This window comes from Priestia sp. P5, assembly GCF_029522155.1.
Lineage (GTDB): Bacteria > Bacillota > Bacilli > Bacillales > Bacillaceae_H > Priestia > Priestia megaterium_E.
Genome location: NZ_JAKWFJ010000002.1, coordinates 216261 through 232512 on the forward strand (window position 1 = coordinate 216261; position 16252 = coordinate 232512).

Sequence of the window (16252 nt, forward strand, 5' to 3'; positions counted from 1 at the left end):
ATAACGTCTTGGTATTCAGTTTTATTCAATCACCGAAATATGGAGGAGAGAATGAATGAAATTAGCATTACTTCTTGTCATTATTATCGGCGTTGCTGCCCTTGCAGGGACGATCAGTGCTGCAAAGAAAGTAGATGAAGATTACGGGAAATCTAAAAAGAAAAGTATAGTGAATTTATCTATTATTTACGGAGTCGTATTCATAGGATCAATCGTAGGAGTAGCATGGTATATTGCAGTGAGACCATAAATAAAGAGGTTGAGACATGACTAAATGAACCGAACCTAAAGACGAACAAATGAGATACATGAGTTGGACTGCTTATTACACCGCAGTTGATTTCCGTGCAAGGCTTCGCTTTCCGCGGGCGGCCGCTGAGCCTCCTCATCGCTTACGCTCCTTCGGGGTCTCACCTGTTCCGCTTTTCCCGCAGGAGTCTTCGCCTTGCCCTCCAATCAACTGCTAGAAAAAACGAAACAGATAAAACGATGTTCACCACAACAAAAAACGAACTATTAATCAAACATGTTGATTAATGGTTCGTTTTGCAATTGGGTTAAAATACTTTTGTCCCAGCCTCTTTATTTTGATTCCAAGGTTAATTCTCCGCTTGAAACAGCTATATCGATAGGGTATTTTCCATTTCCGTATTTTCCTTTTAATACATTCTCTGTTATCGTTGCATTGTTTAACTTGAAATTGTTGTTAATCTCACCGCTGCTTACTTTTCCATTCACTTTAAAACCAGCGCTTTTCGGAAGAACCAACACGGCATCTCCAGATCCTACATCTACAGAAACGGCCTCTTCTAGCTTTTTAAAATCCATATAGAGATCACCAGATCCAATGCGCGCCTGAAGTTTTCCTTTATAGTTTGTTCCTTTAATTTCCCCAGATCCTACAGCAAATTTAGCCGTTTGGCTTTCAACATTACTCAGCTGTAAATCTCCAGAATTGACATCCGTACGAAGAGAGGTGCTGCTCAAGTTTGAAATATTTGCATTTCCAGAGCCTACTTTAATCGAAACATCTTTCAGCTGAAGCGCTTGCTCAGGCTGTATAGCAATTTGAAGGTCCCCCGAACCTACGTTAAGCGCAAGGTTATGGTGATAATCTTTAGGAATGTAGATTGTTACTTTTGTGTTTGAAAAAATAGAAAGCCATTGAAAGGGACTTTTTTGATACGCGACAACTAGGGTGTCTCCATTTTGCTTTACATCTACTTTTCCTTTACCTTCTACTTTTGTTTTAATATCTTGACGATCTTGCGGAACGACCGTTGTACTAATGCTTGGAGAGTCGATTTGAATACGCTGAATATCACTTGATAATGCCGCTTCAGACTTGGACGTCTTGAATGAACTTAACGACCAGGAGGAAGGCGCAAACGCAGTAGAAAAGAGGACTGCCGTACCACCTATCACTAAAATAAAAGCCAATATTTTTTTCACGTTATAACCCGCTTTCTACATATAATTAAATTTGTTTTCTTCTACCATAAAGTGTAAATTGAAAACCGGTTAACTTCAACGAACAACAGGATTATTTTTTTCTACGTCTTAAGTCGTAAAAACGAAACATTTTTTGTGAGGAGTTAAATGAAAAGCGAAGTAGAGATTTAAACATACTCATTAAAGAATCAATTTCTTTGTTTCAAAAATAGGAAAATAATTGAGTTAAAAGGACGATTAAATTCAATTATTTTGTGTAATTTTCCGGTGGATAGTTCAAAAGAAGTGGTAAATAAATAGAATTTTCATACCAATTTTATTATTCCGAAAAACTTTTAAAGTGTTGATTATTAAAAAAATAAAGGGTAGAATTTGTTCATATCAATTGAATACAGCTAAGATTACGATCTTGTATATTATCAGTAATATGGTCTGATAGTCTCTACCTAGTAACCGTAAAAAACTAGACTACAAGAAAGTTTGGATATAAGCAGCAAAAAGAAGGGCGTATTATCATAGATACAGCCTTCTTTCAAAGCTCTTACTTTTCATACTTTCTGTTATTGTCAGAATTTATGAAAAGTAAGAGCTTTTTTTGTTTTTCAAATACACACCTGGGAGTGGCTTGCATGTACTTTTTATTAAATTTATTAGGCGTTTTTGTAGTAATGGGCGTCGTCTTCTTATGTTCTCCTAAAAAGAAAGAAATAAAGTGGCGTCCGATTGCTTCACTATTAGTCGTTGAAGTCCTCATTACTTGGTTTATGTTAGGAACTTCAATCGGAACATGGATCATTAATAAGATTGCTTCGTTCTTTACTTGGCTGATTTCCTGTGCCAACGATGGAATTGCCTTTGCGTTTCCATCCGTAATGGGAAATCAAACGGTTGACTTTTTCTTCAGTGCATTACTGCCTATCATCTTTGTCGTGACGTTCTTTGATATTTTATCTTACTTTGGTATTTTAACGTGGATTATTGATAAAGTAGGGTGGGTCATTTCGAAAGTTTCTCGCTTGCCTAAATTAGAAAGCTTTTTCGCTATCCAAATGATGTTCTTAGGAAATACGGAAGCATTAGCAGTTATTCGTAATCAGCTTTCTGTGTTAAAGGACAACCGTTTGCTTACGTTTGGAATTATGAGTATGAGCAGTATTAGCGGATCTATTATCGGTGCTTATTTAACGATGGTTCCCGCTACGTACGTGTTTACCGCAATTCCACTGAACTGTTTAAACGCGCTTATTTTAGTGAGCTTATTGAATCCAGTTCATGTTACAAAAGAAGAAGATATGATTTACGTACCGCCAAAGTCAGAGAAAAAAGACTTTTTCTCTACCATTTCAAACAGTATGTTAGTCGGAATGAACATGGTAATTGTTATTTTAGCGATGGTTATTGGATATGTAGCTCTTACATCTGCGCTTAACGGTATTTTAGGCGTTATTGTAGACGGCTTGACTGTACAAAAGATTTTCTCTTACATCTTTAGTCCATTTGCATTCTTACTAGGGCTAACGGGACATGATGCCATGTACGTAGCTCAGCTGATGGGTATCAAGCTAGCAACAAATGAATTCGTGGCGATGATGGATTTGAAGAAAAATCTAGATACACTTCCACCGCATACGATTGCAGTTGCTACGACATTCTTAACATCTTTTGCTAACTTCAGTACGGTGGGTATGATTTATGGTACGTATAATTCTACGTTATCAGAAGGTAAATCAACGATTATTGGAAAAAACGTATGGAAACTGCTTGTGAGCGGTATCGCTGTTTCTTTATTAAGTGCTATGATTGTTGGATTGTTTGTTTGGTAAAAAGTGAAAAAGCTGTGCTTTCGTCTTCGAAAGCACAGCTTTTTTCTTGTTGTATCATCTATTCATTTGAAGAAAAACGCTTATGAATATCAACAGTAAAAGGAAATCACACTATTCAAGAAAAATTCATTTTACTTTTGCAGAAAAACATTTTAAATCTAGTGAGCATTATGTTAAGATTACAAAAGGCTGTTTCATTTAAATTGAGAACGCCGCATAAATATGTAAGTAAATATGCATAGAAAACAAAGGTTTATTAATTTTTTTCTAGGTAATATCTCGTAATAAATAGGTTGAAAGGAAATGTCGTTAATATGATAGAAGGACAACAGCAAACAAATGAATTAAAAAAGACGATGAAAAGCAGACATTTGTTTATGATTTCGCTCGGCGGGGTTATCGGTACAGGTTTCTTTTTAGGAACAGGATACACGATTAGCCAAGCAGGAGCGATTGGAGCTATCCTTTCGTTTATCGTAGGTGGCTTCATTATGTACTTAACAATGCTTTGCTTAGGGGAACTTGCAGTAGCAATGCCAGTTTCTGGTTCGTTTCAGACATATACAACAAAATTTATTGGCCCTGGCGTTGGTTTTGCTTTTGGATGGTTATATTGGTTGGGCTGGGCTGTAACGGTTGCATTAGAATTTTTGTCAGCAGGTCAGCTTATGCAAAGATGGTTTCCTGATTCTCCTGTATGGATCTGGTGTGCTATATTTGCGCTTTTATTATTTTCATTAAATGCACTGTCAGCTAAAGCGTTTGGTGAAGCGGAGTTTTGGTTCGCCAGCATTAAAGTGTTAGCTATTATTTTATTTATCGTACTTGGTGGAGCTGCTATGTTTGGTTTTCTTCCATTAAGCAATGGAGACAGCGCGCCGCTTTTCTCTAACTATACGGCTCACGGCGTGTTCCCTCACGGAATTAGTGCCGTGTTGATTACGATGATTACAGTTAACTTCTCATTTCAAGGTACGGAGCTTATCGGTGTAGCTGCTGGGGAAAGTGAAAACCCAGACAAGACTGTACCAAGAGCAATTAAACAAACGGTATGGAGAACGCTTGTATTTTTTGTACTAGCTGTAGCTGTCTTAGCGGGGATGATTCCGCTTGAAAAAGCAGGCGTAGTTGAAAGTCCATTTGTTGTTGTATTCGACCAAATTGGTATTCCATATGCAGCAGATATTATGAACTTTGTTATCCTAACGGCACTGTTATCTGTAGCTAACTCAGGTCTTTATGCAGCAACGCGTATGCTGTATTCATTGTCAAAAGATAACATGGCAAGTTCAGCTTTCATGAAAGTAAATAAACGCGGTGTGCCGATGAACGCCTTGCTTTTAACATTAGGCATTGCGCTTTTATCTCTACTTTCAGGATTCTTTGCTCAAGAAACAGTATTTGTATGGCTTATTTCTGCAGCGGGTTTAGGTGCACAAATTGGCTGGATTACGATTGCTGCATCACTGCTTGCATTTAGAAAAAGATATATAAATCAAGGAGGGCAAATCGAGGATTTAAAATTCAAAGTCCCTCTTTACCCGGTATTACCTTTAATCGCATTAGTATTAAATACGATTGTACTTGGAAGCATGGCATTTGATGCAGAGCAGCGAATGGCACTGTACGTCGGTATTCCACTAGCGCTGCTGTTTTATGCTTATTATCATGCACGTGTAAAAAAGAAAGTTGATTTATCTATCAGCCGTCAAGAAGTGCAGCTTAAAGACGACAAAAAGGTAATTTTATAAAAATCAAAAAGACGCAAAAGCCCAGGTTTTTGCGTCTTTTTTTATATTTTATTTGTAAACTTAAATTAAAATTAAGTTGACAAATAAAAAGAGATTATTGCAAACTTAAAGCAGCGAACAGAGAAAGGAGGGTGAACATGAAAACGAGAACAATGGCGTATGTTTCTTTATTTGCTGCTTTAACGGCGATTGGTGCATTTATAAAAATTCCTATTCCCTACATACCGTTTACTCTTCAAATTGTTCCTGTCTATTTAGCCGGGGCGCTGTTAGGACCGCGTTTAGGTTTGTATAGTCAGCTATGCTACATAGGTATTGGGTTAATCGGTGTTCCGGTTTTTGCAGAAGGAGGAGGTTTAGGGTATATCTTCAAACCAACGTTTGGCTATTTAATTGGCTATGCTGCAGGGTCATTTATGAACGGCTACCTTATTCAAAAATATGACTTAAAGAAACCTTTTTCTATCTTTTTAGCCAACTTATCTACATTGGTTATTGTGTACGTATTCGGGTGCGTTTGGCTTTACGGAGCAATGAAATGGATAATTGAAAAGCCACTTTCACTGAGTGATACACTTCTTTTTGGAGCTGTTTTGCCAATGCCTGGAGATCTTTTATTGTGCATTTTATGTTCAGTGCTGATTCATCGAATGAAGCCTCAATTTAGCCGTTTATCATCAAAGCGGGCTAAAGCGGGGTAATGAAGACATAGAAAAAAGAGGAGGAAAGAAAGTGGGCAAAGCGTATTTTATTACGGGAACTGGAACAGATATTGGTAAAACGCTGGTGACAAGCATTTTGTATAAAGTACTTAGCCGTCTAGGAATAAAAACGACAATTTGTAAACCGTTTCAAACCGGCTACCAAGATGAAATCGGAGGTTATCCAGATATTCACTGGTTTGAAACAAGGCTCGGAGTAGCAAATACAGGTATTTATCAGTTAAAGCCAGAGACGTCTCCTCACTTGGCTATTAAACTGAGCAATAGGCAAGTAGAGCCTTCAATCGTCTTAAAGCGCATTAATGAATTAAAAAAGGCATTTGACGTAGTACTCGTGGAAGGAGCGGGAGGACTTGCCGTACCTTTAATTGAAGAGGAAACAACGTTTTATATGACAAAAGATTTGATCATAGATGCACAAATGCCGGTTATTGCTGTTGGAACAACGGAATTAGGAGCTATTCACGATGCGCTTTCTACCTTTTCATATGCAAGTGAGCATCATCTTAAAATCAACGGACTCATTTTTAATCGTTTTAATCACAGCAGTATCATTCATAAAGACAATGTTCGAACGATTGAAAAGCTGCTTCAAGTCTCTTCTTTAATGACTGTACCTGTATTTACTCATATCGATGAAGAGTTAGAAGCATATATTGAGAAATTGGTGAGGCAAAAAAGTGTGATTCAACATATTCAGGAGGTGTTTGACTGTGTCGTATCAAAAAGCTGAGCTGGAAAAATGGGATAAAGAATATGTATGGCATCCCTTTACACAAATGAAAGCTTACCGTGAATCGAATCCCCTTATCATTGAAAGAGGAGAGGGAAGCTATTTGTATGACGTAGCGGGAAACAAATATTTAGATGGATACGCTTCTCTATGGGTGAACGTGCATGGACATAATGATCCGGAATTAAATACAGCTTTACATATACAAGTGGAGAAATTAGCGCATTCTACGCTGCTTGGATCGGCAAACGTTCCATCCATTTTGTTAGCTAAAAAGCTAGCGGAAATTACTCCTGGCAGCTTATCGAAAGTATTCTATTCTGATACAGGCTCTGCCGCTGTTGAAATTGCGTTGAAAATTGCCTATCAATATTGGCAAAATCTCGACTCTGCAAAGTACAAAAACAAAAGTAAATTTATCTCATTGAATGAGGCATATCACGGAGATACAATCGGGGCAGTCAGTGTAGGAGGCATGGATTTATTTCATCGCATCTTTAAGCCTTTACTGTTTGAACGCATTCCCACACCTTCTCCTTACATCTACCGTATGGACGGGTTCGAAACCGAAGAGCAAGCTTCAGCTTACTGTATTCACCAGCTGGAGAAGCTCTTGCAGAACAACGGAGAAGAAGTAGCCGGCTTGATTATTGAACCGCTTGTGCAAGGAGCAGCGGGTATTATTACTCATCCTCCCGGTTTTTTAAAACAAGTAGAGCGTCTGTGCAAAGCGTACGGGGTATTGCTCATTTGTGATGAAGTAGCTGTCGGATTCGGGCGAACAGGAACGATGTTTGCATGTGAACAAGAAGACGTAGTACCAGACATTATGTGTGTAGGAAAAGGGATCACAGGAGGATATATGCCGCTTGCTGCTACGTTAACAAGCGAACAGATATTTAATGCTTTTTTAGCTCATCCAGATGAAAATAAAACGTTCTTTCATGGACATACGTATACGGGAAATCAATTGGCCTGTACAGTAGCGCTTAGAAATATTGAACTGATAGAAGAAAGAGAGTTAATCCGTAGTGTAAAAGAAAGGTCGAAAGTTTTTAAACGTTATCTATTAAAGCTTTATGAACTGCCTAACGTGGGAGACATTAGACAAAGAGGATTAATGGCAGGAATCGAGGTTGTCAAAGACCGCCAAACAAAGTCTATTTTTGAAGATAAAAAAGTGATGGGAGATATTATTTTAGCGGTTCGCCAAAAAGGTTTAATTATCAGAGAGCTAGGTCCTGTAATTACGATGATGCCTATTCTTTCAATGACGGACGAAGAATTAAAAACAATGGTTGAAATTGTATATGAATCAATTAAAGAAGTAATCGCACGCTATACAGTGAGTTAAATAAAAAGAGACTAAGACAAAAATATTTTATTTAATTGAAAAAAGATCCGAACGATTCATCGTTCGGATCTTTTTTCAATCAATAAATGTTTTTAATACTTGATAGTCGAAGTGATCGCACATGCTGATTTTCATCTTTTAATAGAAGAGTTTGTTCGAGCAAGTTTAAGTTTTGAATATAACCTTTGACCGTTTGAACAAAACCGTTGTTTTGATAGTTAATAGTTAGTAATTTATTCGTTTTTAATGCTTTTAAAATCATACCTGTTTTCTCCCTTCTTATATCGCAGTTGACGAAAAACTACAAAATAATGAAGAAGCATTGGAGGCTTGTATTATTTATAAAAATTACTCTATTTTTTATAAATGCTCTCCTGCTACTAATAGTAGAGAATGATGGTGAAAAACAGATGAAAGATAAAGAATAAGGTTTGATTTATTGTAATGAACTGACTTTTCCTTTACAAATACCTATTTCAAATTTCTTTTTAGTGATAAAATACTGTTAGTGAAATAACTACTTCTTTTCATTAAAGGGTAAGAACGGGTTATATTGATAGAGTTTTAGTTCTCTATTTCTAGTAATGAAATAAGAGATAGAGAAATAGACTAATAAAAATCAATCAAGGAGTTTTTGTATGGATCAGAGTTTTATTTTAAATCTTTTAGAAATTTTACTCATTAACATTGTACTGAGTGGCGATAACGCAGTCGTGATTGCTTTAGCTTGTCGGAATCTTCCGGACGAGCATCGAAACAAAGCGGTTGTTTTCGGTACATTAGGAGCGGTTGTATTACGTGTAGGGCTAACGTTTGTCGCTGTATATTTATTAACAATCCCATTTTTAAATTTCATCGGAGGCCTGCTGCTTCTATGGATTGCGATTAGTCTTTTAAAAGGGGAAGATGACGGAGATATTAAAGCAAATTCAACTCTAGCAGGTGCTATTAAAACAATTATTATAGCGGATCTTGTTATGAGTTTAGATAACGTAGTAGCGGTTGCGGGTGCGGCTAACGGCAATATTCTACTCATTATCCTTGGTCTTGTTATCAGCATTCCGTTAATCATTTGGGGAAGTCAGCTTTTAATGAAAATCATGGAAAAATTCCCGATTATCATCATTGCCGGAGCAGCGCTTCTTGGCTATACTGCTGGTGAAATGATCTTTAAAGACAAAGCGGTAGGACATGTATTAGAAGGATTAAATCCGCATTTGCATACGATTGTTCCTATTTTGTTAGCTATTTTAGTTGTTGTTGTTGGGAAACTTAGCGGACGTTCTAAAAAAGAAACGCATTAATTCTAAAAAAGAGGTTGGGACAAAAGTATTTAAGAAGAAGTGAAAAACGAACCACTAATCAACATGTTTGATTAGTGGTTCGTTTTTTTTTTGTTGTGGTGAACGTAGGCTTAATTTGTTTAGATCCTTCTAACAGTTGATTGGAGGACAAGGCGAAGACTCCTGCGGGAAAAGCGGAAGGGATGAGACCCCGCAGGAGCGCAACCGACGAGGAGGCTCAGCGGCCGCCCGCGGAAAGCGAAGCCTTGCATGGAAATCAACTGCGGTGTCACAAGCGGTTCAGCTCATGTATTCCATTTATTCGTCTTTAGATTGGATTCATTTCGCTATGTCTCAACCTCTTTTTTTTATTACTTAGCTAATGGAGGTGCGGAATTAACGTCTTGTATCGTCTCTACAGGAGGATGAAATTCATTTTCCATTTTTGATACAACTACAGTTGCTACACCATTTCCAATTAAGTTTGTAATGGCACGAGCTTCCGACATGAAGCGGTCTACCCCAATTAACAGCGCGATTCCTTCAACTGGAATCATCGGGAATGCAGCAAGCGTAGCGGCTAGTGTAATAAATCCAGAGCCAGTAACTCCGGCAGCTCCTTTAGACGTTAGCATTAAAATACCAAGTAGCGTAATCTCTTGCATTAACGACAGGTCGACTCCATACGCTTGAGCGATAAAGATAGCAGCCATGGATAAGTAGATTGCTGTTCCATCTAGGTTAAATGAGTAACCAGTTGGAATGACAAGTCCTACTACAGATTTTGAACATCCGTACTTCTCCATTTTGTCCATCATTTTTGGCAGTGCAGATTCCGAAGAAGACGTACCTAATACAAGTAGAATTTCTTCTTTAATAAAAGCAATGAATTTAAAAATATTAAATCCATAAATCTTAGCGATGGTTCCAAGTACAAATACAATAAATAAGAACATAGTAATGTAAACAGATCCCATTAAGAAACCGAGTTTTTGAAGAGAGCCTATTCCAAAGTTACCGATCGTATAAGCCATCGCTCCGAACGCCGCAATAGGTGAAAGTTTCATAATCATATTAACAATTCCAAAGAAAATATCTGTACAGCGTTCAAAGAATGTAATGACAGGAGCCGCTTTTTCGCCGAGTGTAGCTGTAGCCATTCCAAATAGTACGGCAAAGAATAAGATTGGCAATAATTCACCATTTGCCATTGCGCCAAATACGCTGTCTGGAATAATTCCCATGATAAACTCCATAAAGCCATGCTCCGCTTCAGCTGCTTGCTGCGTATATTGAGTAACATCAGCTCCGCTTGCGCCATTGATATTAAAGCCAGCCCCAGGCTTGATAAAGTTTACAACGATAATTCCAATTGCTAAGGCGAAAGTAGTGACAATCTCAAAGTATAAAAGAGCTTTACCTCCAATTCGTCCCACTTTCTTTAAATCTCCCATGCTTCCGATACCGATGACCACTGTTAAGAAAATAATTGGGGCAATCACCATCTTAATTAATTTAATGAAGATATCAGCCAATACTTTTAATTTAGCTCCAAATTCAGGAAACATAAAGCCAATTGCAATACCAAGAAGGATACCAATGACAACTTGAACAGTTAGGTTTTTAAAACTTAATTTCATATGTAATGCTCCTTTCGAGAATGTTTTTGTTAACGCTTACATTATTCTTATCCTTATATTAACTGATAATTTTAACTATTTATATTTCTGGTGATAATGTTCTTTTTGGTCATTTTGGTCAAAAAAAGTGATGAACATATAGTCATCACTTTTTGCTTTCGATATTTTTTATTTGCTGAATGATATCAAGCGTTTGTTTTGTTGCATTGGCTTCAAACGATTGATAAAGAGAGTTAAACTGCTTTTTCCATTCGGCTTTCTGTGTATCATTTAAGTAATAAACGCGCATGCCAGATTTATTTTTTATTTGCTGCAGCTGTTCATCGTTCATCATTTTTGATTGAGTCCAAATCCAGTTCGTTGTTTCTACCATGGCATCACTTAATAGTTGTTTTACATCTTCAGGGAGGCTGTCCCAATATTTTTGATCCATTAAAACAGCATAGCCCAAATATCCATGGTTGCTGATGGTCATATATTTTTGCAGCTCGTACAAACGTTTTGAATAAATATTAGAAATCGTATTTTCCTGTCCATCAAATTCCTGTCGTTCAAGGGATTGATATACTTTATTAAACGAGACAGCCTGAGGCTTAGCGCCAAGAAGTTCGAATTGTTTTTTGATTACTTCACTTGGCATAATGCGAAATGTTTGATCTTGAAAATCTGCTGGATGGAGCAAAGGTTTTGTATTGCTGGTCATTTGTTTAAAGCCGTTGCTCCATAAAGCAAGCCCTTTAATGTTTTTCTCTTGCAGCGTACTCAACAAATCCTGTCCGATTTTCCCGGTAAACACTTGTTTTGCCTCGCTGTAATCATCGAAAATGAAGGGGAGATCAAAAAGTTGCCACGTAGGGGACAGGTCGGTTAGCTTTGAAATAGAAGGCGCAATCATTTGTACATCGTTTCGGCGCAGAGCGGCAAGTTCTTCGTCGTCTGAATACAACACACCGTTTGAATATACTTCAATTTTAACTTTACCATCCGATTTTTGATTAACGATTTCAGCGAATTTTTGAGCGGCTAAGCCTTTTGGAGTGTTCTCAGCTACAACGTGGCTAAAATTAATCACAATTTGCTTATTTAATCCTTTTTGCTCATCGTCATGATACACATTATCCTGATTTATAACCGTATACTGCAAAAAAACATAAATCATCAAGAAAACGCTAACAATGATACTTGCCCCTATAAACATCTTCAAAATGTCCAACCCCGCGATTCAATAATTTTTCTCTACAAATATTCTAACACGCAATTTCTCAACGTGGTAAAATTAAAATAAACTTCAATCAGCAGTAGGTGTTCCGCTATGATGCGCTTATCGATGCAAACGAAAATGACGGGGTTAATCTTTTTTATCGTGGTCTTTTCGTTGTTTTTAGCAAGTATTGTCGTGATTAATAATTTTGTGCAGTCAAAAGAAAATGATTTAGAGCAAAGGGCTTTGATCACTTCGAGAACAGTTGCTGAAATGCCTGAAATTCGAGAAAAAATTGAAAAAGATAGCAAGAACATTAATCAAATTGTAGAGCCGATTCGCATTATTCACGGTGCTTATTATGTAGTGGTGATGAATATGAATCACGAACGTTTGTCTCATCCTTTGCAAAGCATGATTGGGAAAATTTCTAAAGGAGAGGACGAGGGCCAGGCGTTTGCAGAACATACTTATACTGATAAAGCAAAAGGAGAAGGCGGGATGGTCATTCGTTCTTTTGTTCCCGTTGTAAACGATCAGCATGAACAAGTAGGAGTCGTTGTCTCAGGGTACCTTCTTCCGAAATTTACAGAGGTTATTTTAAGTTTGAAAAAAGAAATTTTTCTCATCTCAGGTCTCGCTCTTTTTTTTGGAGGATGGGGAGCGTGGGCGCTTGCATCTCGTATTAAAAAAGAGATGTTTGAGCTTGAGCCTCATGAAATTGCTCGTTTGTTTGTAGAACGAACGGAGACTTTTAATGCCATGCATGAAGGAGTCATTGCCATTGATAAAGAGGAGAACATCACTATTTTTAATCATAAAGCGAAAATTATGATGGATGTACCCGATGAGGTAATTGGAAAAAAGATCTATGATGTGATTCCAGATACAAGACTGCCAGAAATTCTGCAGCTTAATCAGCCTGTTTATAATCGAGAGCTTCAAGTTCGCAATTTAAATATTTTAAGCAATCGTGTGCCGATTAAGGTTAATAATCACACAGTCGGTGCGGTCGCTATTTTTCAAGACAGAACAGAAGTTAAAAAATTAGCTGAAGAGTTAACAGGGGTTAAATCATTTGTAAGCGCTCTTAGAGTTCAAAACCATGAATACATGAATAAACTTCATACCATTGCAGGGCTTATCCAACTTGGAAATAAAGACAAGGCTCTTCAGTACGTTTTTCAAGTGTCTGAACAGCAAGAAGAGCTCACCCAATTTCTTCATAAACATATTAAAGATGAAAGTATATCGGGATTGCTGTTAAGCAAAGTCAGCCGTGCCAAAGAACTTGGAATTGAGTTAGCTATCGATCGCCACAGCGAGCTTCACTCATTTCCTCCTTACTTAGATCATCATGATTTTGTAATTATTATTGGTAACTTAATTGAGAATGCTTTTGATTCGTATCAGCATATGGAGCGTCGTGAACAGAAGATCTATATAAGTATGGAACAAAGTGACGGCATTCTTTCTATATTAGTTGAAGATAACGGATGCGGCATGAATAAGAATCAAATAGAGAGAATCTTTGATGAAGGTTTTTCAACTAAAGCAAAGGAAAATAGAGGAATTGGTTTGCATTTAGTAAAACAAATTGTTGAAAAAGGAAACGGTCAGATCGAAGTAGAGTCAGAATTAGATGTTGGAACCACTTTTATCATTACATTCTTTTTATAGGGGGAGTGGGAAATGAATAAAAAAGAATGGACAGTGCTTCTCATAGAAGACGATCCTATGGTACAAGAAGTGAACCGCCAATTTATTGAACAAGTTGAAGGGTTCATCGTTATCGCGGCAGCTTCGAATGGTTTAGAGGGTATACAGCTCATTAAACAGCATCAGCCTGATTTAACAATCATTGATATGTATATGCCTAGTCAAGATGGCTTAACCACCTTACAGCAAATTCGAGCAAATGGCTATAAAACAGACGTGATAGCAGTTACGGCTGCAAGTGATATTGAAACGGTACGGAAAGTTCTTCAATACGGCGCGGTGGATTATATTATGAAGCCGTTCAAGTTTGAGCGAATGAAGCAAGCGCTTGAACAGTATCGTTCTTTTCAAGTTAAAATAAGAAAAAAAGAACATATTACTCAGTCTGAATTAGATTCTATGCTGTTTCAACAATTCGAAGAAAAACCCGATTTGCTTCCAAAAGGGCTAAATGCGGTTACGTTAAGGAGGATACAACAATATCTTTCCGAACAAAATCATCCGATTTCTGCTGAAGAAGTGGCGGACGGCGTAGGAATTGCGCGTGTTACAGCAAGAAGGTATTTAGAGTTTTTAGAACAGGAAAACGAGCTGAAATTATCAGTTGAATACGGCAGAGTGGGGAGACCTATTAATCGCTATATGTTAAAAATAAATTAAATCATACAGAACAGCTTTTATTTGGAAAAGCTGTTTTTTTGCGTTAGAAAGTATATCTTTTTCTCTCCTAGAACAAATTAAGGTATACAGTTTTCGCTATCCAAAGAATATTTCGTGCGGTCATTAATTCATAAAATGTCCCTGAAAAAGGATTAATGGCGGAAAAATTGGGGAATATGCACTTTGACATTTAATTTTAGCACAGGAAGGTTTTGAAACATGGACATATTTTTAGCCGTCTTACCAGCCATATTTTGGGGAAGCATTGTGCTTTTCAATGTGAAATTAGGCGGAGGACCTTATAGTCAAACGCTTGGAACCACATTGGGAGCTTTGATTTTCTCCATCGGTATTTATATTTTTGTACACCCTACGCTTACACCTTTAATCTTTGGTGTTGGAGTTGTATCCGGGTTATTTTGGGCAGTTGGACAAAGTAATCAGCTGAAAAGTATTGATTTAATTGGAGTTTCTAAAACGATGCCTATTTCAACGGGGCTTCAGTTAGTTTCCACTTCATTATTTGGAGTAATTGTGTTTCACGAGTGGTCTACAAAAACTTCAATCATTCTTGGTGTGCTCGCTCTTATCTTTATTATTGTAGGGATTGTTTTAGCATCACTTCAAAGCAAAGAAGAGAAAGAGGCTGAAGAAGGAAAAGGAAACTTCAAAAAAGGAATTGTTATTTTATTAATTTCAACCGTTGGTTATTTAGTTTATGTTGTAGTAGCCCGTCTATTTAATGTAGACGGATGGTCGGCTTTATTACCTCAAGCAATTGGTATGGTTATTGGCGGAGTATTGCTGACGTTTAAGCATAAGCCATTTAATAAATATGCAATTCGCAACATTATCCCAGGTCTTATTTGGGCCGCTGGTAATATGTTTTTATTCATCTCACAACCTAAAGTAGGCGTAGCGACAAGCTTTTCGCTTTCCCAAATGGGAATCGTCATTTCAACATTAGGCGGGATCATTATTTTAGGTGAGAAGAAAACGAAGCGTCAGCTGATTGGGATTATTATTGGAATTATACTGATCATCATAGCAGGAGTCATGTTAGGGCTCGCCAAAAGCTAACTAGGAGGGTATTAACAATGTATAAAGATTTAGAAGGAAAAGTAGTGGTCATAACAGGTTCATCTACAGGTTTGGGAAAATCAATGGCGATTCGTTTTGCGACAGAAAAAGCTAAAGTAGTTGTGAATTATCGTTCTAAGGAAGACGAAGCTAACAGCGTTTTAGAAGAAATTAAAAAAGTTGGCGGAGAGGCTATTGCCGTTAAAGGTGACGTAACAGTTGAGTCTGATGTAATCAATTTAGTTCAATCTGCAATTAAAGAATTTGGAAAGTTAGACGTTATGATTAATAACGCAGGACTAGAAAATCCGGTTTCATCTCATGAAATGTCTTTAAGCGATTGGAATAAAGTAATTGATACGAACTTAACGGGAGCTTTCTTAGGCAGCCGTGAAGCGATTAAATATTTTGTTGAAAATGATATTAAGGGAACAGTTATTAACATGTCGAGTGTTCACGAGAAAATTCCTTGGCCATTATTTGTTCATTATGCAGCAAGTAAAGGCGGTATGAAGCTTATGACTGAAACACTGGCATTAGAATACGCTCCAAAAGGTATTCGTGTAAATAACATTGGACCGGGAGCGATTAATACACCGATTAACGCTGAGAAATTTGCTGATCCTGAGCAGCGTGCAGATGTAGAAAGCATGATTCCAATGGGATACATCGGAGAGCCGGAAGAAATTGCAGCAGTTGCTGCATGGCTAGCTTCTTCAGAGGCGAGTTATGTAACAGGAATTACGCTCTTTGCTGACGGCGGTATGACACAGTACCCATCATTCCAAGCAGGACGCGGATAAGAAAAAACGCACTCTATGATAGAGTGCGTTT

General features: G+C 37.5%; 17 protein-coding genes and 1 riboswitch. Of the genes, 13 read left to right on the plus strand and 4 right to left on the minus strand.

Going from position 1 to position 16252, the window contains the following annotated elements:
* Nucleotides 1-55 precede the first annotated feature (55 nt).
* Together MMB69_RS17960 and MMB69_RS17965 are read left to right on the plus strand one after the other, a co-directional pair.
* Complete coding sequence (locus MMB69_RS17960; RefSeq protein ID WP_013055532.1) at nucleotides 56-250, plus strand: hypothetical protein; 195 nt, start codon at nucleotides 56-58, stop codon at nucleotides 248-250.
* Nucleotides 251-308: 58 nt separating this feature from the next.
* Complete coding sequence (locus MMB69_RS17965; protein ID WP_277448125.1) at nucleotides 309-467, plus strand: hypothetical protein; 159 nt, start codon at nucleotides 309-311, stop codon at nucleotides 465-467.
* 115 nt (nucleotides 468-582) lie between these two features.
* On the opposite strand, the gene liaG is transcribed toward MMB69_RS17965, so the two are convergent.
* Nucleotides 583-1452, minus strand: a complete 870-nt coding sequence (gene liaG / locus MMB69_RS17970; RefSeq protein WP_269870479.1) for a LiaG family protein — start codon at nucleotides 1450-1452, stop codon at nucleotides 583-585.
* A gap of 389 nt (nucleotides 1453-1841) precedes the next feature.
* A riboswitch (purine riboswitch) is annotated at nucleotides 1842-1943 on the plus strand.
* Nucleotides 1944-2081: 138 nt separating this feature from the next.
* On the opposite strand from liaG, the gene MMB69_RS17975 reads away from it, so the two are divergent.
* The 5 genes from MMB69_RS17975 (at nucleotide 2082) to bioA (ending at nucleotide 7835) form a co-directional block, all read left to right on the plus strand.
* Nucleotides 2082-3275, plus strand: a complete 1194-nt coding sequence (locus MMB69_RS17975) for a NupC/NupG family nucleoside CNT transporter (RefSeq protein ID WP_028412102.1) — start codon at nucleotides 2082-2084, stop codon at nucleotides 3273-3275.
* Nucleotides 3276-3589: 314 nt separating this feature from the next.
* The gene (locus MMB69_RS17980) at nucleotides 3590-5026 is read left to right on the plus strand and encodes an amino acid permease (protein ID WP_013055535.1); all 1437 of its coding nucleotides are present in this window, start codon (nucleotides 3590-3592) and stop codon (nucleotides 5024-5026) included.
* A 137-nt stretch (nucleotides 5027-5163) separates the two neighbouring features.
* Nucleotides 5164-5727, plus strand: coding sequence for a biotin transporter BioY (locus MMB69_RS17985; RefSeq protein ID WP_033578115.1), 564 nt, complete (start codon nucleotides 5164-5166; stop codon nucleotides 5725-5727).
* A 31-nt stretch (nucleotides 5728-5758) separates the two neighbouring features.
* Nucleotides 5759-6481 (plus strand): dethiobiotin synthase, encoded by a 723-nt coding sequence (bioD, locus tag MMB69_RS17990; RefSeq protein WP_277448127.1) that lies wholly within the window; start codon nucleotides 5759-5761, stop codon nucleotides 6479-6481.
* Complete coding sequence (gene bioA / locus MMB69_RS17995) at nucleotides 6462-7835, plus strand: adenosylmethionine--8-amino-7-oxononanoate transaminase (RefSeq protein ID WP_277448128.1); 1374 nt, start codon at nucleotides 6462-6464, stop codon at nucleotides 7833-7835. The genes bioD and bioA overlap by 20 nt, the downstream gene beginning before the upstream one ends.
* Nucleotides 7836-7914: 79 nt before the next feature.
* Here the strand turns inward: bioA and MMB69_RS18000 are convergent, their stop codons facing one another.
* Nucleotides 7915-8097 carry a YolD-like family protein gene (locus tag MMB69_RS18000; protein WP_013081858.1) on the minus strand — a complete coding sequence of 61 codons (183 nt, stop codon included), beginning with the start codon at nucleotides 8095-8097 and terminating at the stop codon, nucleotides 7915-7917.
* A 376-nt stretch (nucleotides 8098-8473) separates the two neighbouring features.
* Here MMB69_RS18000 and MMB69_RS18005 point away from each other — a divergent pair, with 376 nt between their 5' ends.
* Complete coding sequence (locus MMB69_RS18005) at nucleotides 8474-9139, plus strand: TerC family protein (RefSeq protein ID WP_153252914.1); 666 nt, start codon at nucleotides 8474-8476, stop codon at nucleotides 9137-9139.
* Between the two features lie 136 nt (nucleotides 9140-9275).
* The gene (locus MMB69_RS18010; RefSeq protein ID WP_277448130.1) at nucleotides 9276-9497 is read left to right on the plus strand and encodes a hypothetical protein; all 222 of its coding nucleotides are present in this window, start codon (nucleotides 9276-9278) and stop codon (nucleotides 9495-9497) included.
* On the opposite strand, the gene MMB69_RS18015 is transcribed toward MMB69_RS18010, so the two are convergent.
* Both MMB69_RS18015 and MMB69_RS18020 read right to left on the minus strand, forming a co-directional pair.
* Nucleotides 9490-10758 (minus strand): dicarboxylate/amino acid:cation symporter, encoded by a 1269-nt coding sequence (locus MMB69_RS18015; RefSeq protein ID WP_013055541.1) that lies wholly within the window; start codon nucleotides 10756-10758, stop codon nucleotides 9490-9492. The two genes, MMB69_RS18010 and MMB69_RS18015, sit on opposite strands and share 8 nt — an antisense overlap.
* 145 nt (nucleotides 10759-10903) lie before the next feature.
* Nucleotides 10904-11962 carry a DctP family TRAP transporter solute-binding subunit gene (locus MMB69_RS18020; protein ID WP_047751604.1) on the minus strand — a complete coding sequence of 353 codons (1059 nt, stop codon included), beginning with the start codon at nucleotides 11960-11962 and terminating at the stop codon, nucleotides 10904-10906.
* Between the two features lie 108 nt (nucleotides 11963-12070).
* Here MMB69_RS18020 and MMB69_RS18025 point away from each other — a divergent pair, with 108 nt between their 5' ends.
* The 4 genes from MMB69_RS18025 to gdh all read left to right on the plus strand — a co-directional run bounded on the left by MMB69_RS18025 (nucleotide 12071) and on the right by gdh (nucleotide 16221).
* The gene (locus MMB69_RS18025; RefSeq protein WP_277448132.1) at nucleotides 12071-13639 is read left to right on the plus strand and encodes an ATP-binding protein; all 1569 of its coding nucleotides are present in this window, start codon (nucleotides 12071-12073) and stop codon (nucleotides 13637-13639) included.
* A gap of 12 nt (nucleotides 13640-13651) precedes the next feature.
* On the plus strand, nucleotides 13652-14338 hold the full coding sequence (locus tag MMB69_RS18030; RefSeq protein WP_277448133.1) for a response regulator: 687 nt from the start codon (nucleotides 13652-13654) through the stop codon (nucleotides 14336-14338).
* Between the two features lie 219 nt (nucleotides 14339-14557).
* The gene (locus MMB69_RS18035; protein WP_028412111.1) at nucleotides 14558-15418 is read left to right on the plus strand and encodes a RhaT/GlcU family sugar-proton symporter; all 861 of its coding nucleotides are present in this window, start codon (nucleotides 14558-14560) and stop codon (nucleotides 15416-15418) included.
* A gap of 17 nt (nucleotides 15419-15435) precedes the next feature.
* Nucleotides 15436-16221 carry a glucose 1-dehydrogenase gene (gene gdh, locus MMB69_RS18040; protein ID WP_033578120.1) on the plus strand — a complete coding sequence of 262 codons (786 nt, stop codon included), beginning with the start codon at nucleotides 15436-15438 and terminating at the stop codon, nucleotides 16219-16221.
* Nucleotides 16222-16252: the final 31 nt, after the last annotated feature.

What these genes read in the sequence shown, in the direction of transcription:
- MMB69_RS17960 (WP_013055532.1), top strand. Translation starts at nt 56, where the DNA reads ATGAAATTAGCATTACTTCTTGTCATTATTATCGGCGTTGCTGCCCTT.
- MMB69_RS17965 (WP_277448125.1), top strand. Translation starts at nt 309, where the DNA reads ATGAGTTGGACTGCTTATTACACCGCAGTTGATTTCCGTGCAAGGCTT.
- MMB69_RS17975 (WP_028412102.1), top strand. Translation starts at nt 2,082, where the DNA reads ATGTACTTTTTATTAAATTTATTAGGCGTTTTTGTAGTAATGGGCGTC.
- MMB69_RS17980 (WP_013055535.1), top strand. Translation starts at nt 3,590, where the DNA reads ATGATAGAAGGACAACAGCAAACAAATGAATTAAAAAAGACGATGAAA.
- MMB69_RS17985 (WP_033578115.1), top strand. Translation starts at nt 5,164, where the DNA reads ATGAAAACGAGAACAATGGCGTATGTTTCTTTATTTGCTGCTTTAACG.
- MMB69_RS18000 (WP_013081858.1), bottom strand. Translation starts at nt 8,097, where the DNA reads ATGATTTTAAAAGCATTAAAAACGAATAAATTACTAACTATTAACTAT.
- MMB69_RS18005 (WP_153252914.1), top strand. Translation starts at nt 8,474, where the DNA reads ATGGATCAGAGTTTTATTTTAAATCTTTTAGAAATTTTACTCATTAAC.
- MMB69_RS18015 (WP_013055541.1), bottom strand. Translation starts at nt 10,758, where the DNA reads ATGAAATTAAGTTTTAAAAACCTAACTGTTCAAGTTGTCATTGGTATC.
- MMB69_RS18025 (WP_277448132.1), top strand. Translation starts at nt 12,071, where the DNA reads ATGATGCGCTTATCGATGCAAACGAAAATGACGGGGTTAATCTTTTTT.
- MMB69_RS18030 (WP_277448133.1), top strand. Translation starts at nt 13,652, where the DNA reads ATGAATAAAAAAGAATGGACAGTGCTTCTCATAGAAGACGATCCTATG.
- MMB69_RS18035 (WP_028412111.1), top strand. Translation starts at nt 14,558, where the DNA reads ATGGACATATTTTTAGCCGTCTTACCAGCCATATTTTGGGGAAGCATT.
- gdh (WP_033578120.1), top strand. Translation starts at nt 15,436, where the DNA reads ATGTATAAAGATTTAGAAGGAAAAGTAGTGGTCATAACAGGTTCATCT.